This window comes from Photorhabdus sp. RW14-46 (genome assembly GCF_963887965.1).
GTDB classification, from domain to species: Bacteria; Pseudomonadota; Gammaproteobacteria; order Enterobacterales; family Enterobacteriaceae; genus Photorhabdus; species Photorhabdus laumondii.
On sequence record NZ_CAWPHH010000072.1, the window covers coordinates 1 to 4042 of the forward strand.

Annotated in this window: 4 protein-coding genes; all 4 read left to right on the forward strand. The window is 45.5% G+C overall.

The annotated features are described in order from the left end of the window. Window positions 1-15 precede the first annotated feature (15 nt). Window positions 16-1326 carry a nucleotide sugar dehydrogenase gene (locus AACQ38_RS23350; protein WP_165579203.1) on the forward strand — a complete coding sequence of 437 codons (1311 nt, stop codon included), beginning with the start codon at window positions 16-18 and terminating at the stop codon, window positions 1324-1326. 14 nt (window positions 1327-1340) lie between these two features. Continuing rightward, window positions 1341-2390: a Gfo/Idh/MocA family protein gene (locus AACQ38_RS23355; RefSeq protein WP_165579204.1), complete on the forward strand. Its 1050-nt coding sequence runs from the start codon at window positions 1341-1343 to the stop codon at window positions 2388-2390. Window positions 2391-2408: 18 nt separating this feature from the next. Further along, complete coding sequence (locus tag AACQ38_RS23360) at window positions 2409-2996, forward strand: acyltransferase (RefSeq protein WP_011148861.1); 588 nt, start codon at window positions 2409-2411, stop codon at window positions 2994-2996. Between the two features lie 14 nt (window positions 2997-3010). Further along, window positions 3011-4042: DegT/DnrJ/EryC1/StrS family aminotransferase (locus AACQ38_RS23365; protein WP_165579205.1), on the forward strand; the 1032-nt coding region annotated here is incomplete at its 3' end.

The following is a 4042-nucleotide window of genomic DNA, read 5'->3' on the forward strand; positions in this document are numbered from 1 at the left end:
CTTAAAAGGCAAAATATGTCCTCACTCAACATTCTCACCGAGAAATTTGATAATAAAACCGCCACCATTGCCATTGTTGGCCTGGGTTATGTTGGCTTACCGCTCATGCTCAGATATAACGATATTGGTTTTAAAGTGATGGGTTTCGATATCGATAAAGAAAAAACAGATAAACTCAATCAAGGCCAAAGTTACATTGAACATATTCCCTCCGCCAAAATCAGTCACGCGATAAAGACCGGTTTTGAAGCCACGACGGATTTCACCAACATCGCGCAATGCGATGCCATTATTCTTTGCGTCCCAACGCCGTTAAATAAATACCGTGAACCTGATATTAGTTTCGTGATTAACACCACCGACAGGGTAAAACCGTATTTAAGGGCCGGGCAAGTCCTCTCCTTAGAAAGTACAACTTATCCGGGCACCACCGAAGAAGAGTTACTCCCCCGGGTTGAAGAAAGCGGGTTAACCGTCGGTGAAGATATCTTTCTGGTCTATTCACCTGAACGAGAAGACCCGGGTAACCCCGATTTCGAAACCCGCACCATTCCTAAAGTCATAGGCGGCCACACAGAAAACTGCTTAAAAGCGGGGATCACCGTTTATCAACACGCGATTGATCAGGTTGTTCCCGTCAGCTCAACCAAAGCGGCAGAGATGACAAAACTGCTGGAGAATATCCATCGGGCGGTCAATATCGGCTTAGTCAACGAAATGAAACTGGTTGCCGATAAAATGGGCATTGATATTCACGAAGTGATTAGAGCCGCGGCAACCAAACCTTTCGGCTTTGTTCCCTATTATCCCGGCCCCGGATTAGGCGGGCACTGTATTCCCATTGATCCTTTCTATTTAACCTGGAAAGCCCGAGAATATGGTATCAATACCCGCTTTATTGAACTCTCCGGTGAAGTCAATTCCTCCATGCCCGATTATGTGGTCACTAAAACCGTATTAGCCCTGAACAAAGCGAATAAATCCATTAATGGCAGCCACATATTAATCCTCGGCATCGCCTATAAAAAGAATGTGGATGATATGCGAGAAAGCCCCTCAGTACATATTATGGAAAAATTAAGCGAATTAGGGGCCAATATTGAATATGCCGATCCGCATGTCCCGGTCTTTCCGAAGATGCGGGAACATCATTTTAATTTAATCAGCCAGCCCATCACGGAAAATAGTCTCAAAACCTTCGACTGCGTTATTTTAGCCACCGATCACGACAAATTTGATTATGAATTAATTATCAATCACGCCAAATTAGTTGTCGATACTCGTGGTAAATACTCTCCCAATCACAAAAACATTATCAAAGCTTAACTTAGGATAAGATTATGCTGAGCACTATCAACGACAGAAAGATAAGATTTGCTTTAGTCGGTTGTGGACGGATCGCTAAAAATCATTTCAATTCTCTGGAAATACATCAAAAAGCAGCCGAATTAGTCGCCGTCTGTGATAACGATCAAGAAGCATTAAACGCAGCAGTAGAAAAAACCGGCGTCCCGGGTTTCAGCGACTTCAATACAATGTTGGATAACATCACCGCGGATATCATTATCCTGACCACTCCCTCTGGCCTTCATCCAGCACAGGCGATGACCTGCTTTGATAAAGGCTTTCACGTCGTCACCGAAAAGCCAATGGCAACCCGGCTGGCTGAGGGGGAAAACATGGTCAAAGCGGCAGATAAAGCCGGAAAACACCTGTTTGTCGTCAAACAAAACCGCTTAAATGCCACCTTACAATTGCTGAAACGGGCGGTCAGTGAAAAACGGTTTGGCAAAATCCACCTGGTCCACCTGAATGTTTTCTGGACCCGTCCCCAGGCTTATTACGATCAAGCCGCCTGGCGGGGCACCTGGGAATTTGATGGCGGTGCCTTCATGAATCAGGCGAGCCACTATGTTGATTTAATTGAATGGCTAATTGGCCCGGTCAAAGATGTTCAGGCCATGACATCAACCCACTTAGATATCGAAACAGAAGATACCGGGGTACTCAATATCCGCTGGCGGGATGGCACATTAGGCTCAATGGCTGTCACCATGTGCACTTATCCGCAAAATCTCGAAGGGTCCATCACCATCTTGGGGGAAAAAGGCACGGTCAGAGTGGGGGGTTTAGCCGTCAATGAAATCCAGGAATGGCATTTCGCTGACGAAAAAGAGTATGACCAACAAGTCAAAGCCGCCAATTACGAAACCACTTCTGTTTATGGCTTTGGCCATCCGCTTTATTACAAAAATGTCATTGAGGTGATGAAAGGCGAAGCCCAACCCATCACTGATGGCCGGGAAGGCTTAAAATCCTTAGAGCTGCTTATCGCCGCCTACCTGTCAGCCAGAGATAACAAAACCATTTCTTTGCCTTTAACCTATTAAATCAATGGAACCGGTCTCATGTCAGCAGAACACATAATGATACATCCCAGTGCCATCGTTGATGAAGGGGCTCAAATCGGCAAAAACAGCCGTATCTGGCATTTCACCCACGTCTGCTCAGGTGCTCAAATTGGCGAAGGCTGTTCTCTGGGCCAAAATGTCTTTATTGGCAATCAAGTCACTATCGGCAATCACTGCAAAATACAAAATAATGTTTCTGTTTATGACAATGTTCATCTGGAAGATGGGGTATTTTGTGGCCCAAGCATGGTGTTCACCAATGTTTATAATCCGCGTTCATTGATTGAAAGAAAAAGTGAATATCAAAACACCTGGGTAAAAAAAGGTGCCACCTTAGGTGCCAACTGTACCATTGTTTGTGGCACCACCATTGGCGCTTATGCTTTTATTGGTGCCGGCGCGGTGGTGAATAAAGATGTTCCTGATTATGCCCTGATGGTGGGTGTGCCGGCCAAACACATTGGCTGGATGAGTGAATTTGGTGAACAATTAGATTTACCGCTACACGGACAAGCCACCGCCACCTGTCCTCACACTCAGCATATTTATCAACTCAATAACCATATTGTCGTGCGAATTAAATAATCAAGGATAAAGGCATGCAATTTACCGATCTGGCAGCACAGCAACTTAAAATTAAAGATAAAATTGACGCGAATATCCAGAAAGTCCTCGCACATGGAAAATATATTTTAGGGCCCGAAGTCGCCGAATTAGAAGAAAGACTCATTGAATACACAGGAGCCCAATATTGTATTACCTGCGCCAATGGCACCGACGCCTTGCAAATTGCCTTAATGGCGATTGGCATTAAACCCGGCGACGAAGTGATTACCGCCGGCTTTACCTACATTGCCACCGCTGAAACCGTTGCGCTACTGGGCGGGATTCCGGTTTATGTTGACATCAAGCCCACCACGTATAACTTAGATCCAACGCAACTCGAAGCGGCGATTACCCCAAAAACCAAAGCGATCATTCCGGTTTCCTTATTTGGTCAATGTGCCGATTTTGACGAAATTAATGCCATCGCAGCAAAACATAACCTGATCGTAATAGAAGACGCGGCCCAAAGTTTTGGCGCGACTTATAAAGGCAAACGTTCCTGTAACTTAACGACCATCTCATGTACCAGTTTCTTCCCTAGCAAACCGTTGGGATGTTACGGCGATGGCGGCGCTATTTTCACCCGTGATGAAGAACTGGCGAAAATTATTCGTCAAATTGCCCGTCATGGACAAGACCGACGATACCACCATATCCGGATCGGAATTAATAGCCGCTTAGATACCCTGCAAGCAGCTATCCTGTTGCCCAAACTGGAGATATTCGATGAAGAAATGGCATTACGTCAGCAGGTGGCAGAAAACTACAATAACGCATTGAACGGCATCGGTATCACGACCACGCCCTATATTGAGCCACACAATCTTTCGGCCTATGCGCAATATACTCTCCGCATTAAAAACCGTGATGAATTACAACGCAGATTAAAAGAACAGGGTATTCCCACCGCCATTCATTACCCGATCCCGCTAAATAAACAACCCGCGGTGGCCAGCAATATTGCTCTGCCTATAGGAGACGAAATCGCACAAGAAGTCATTAGCTTGCCGATGCATCCTTATTTA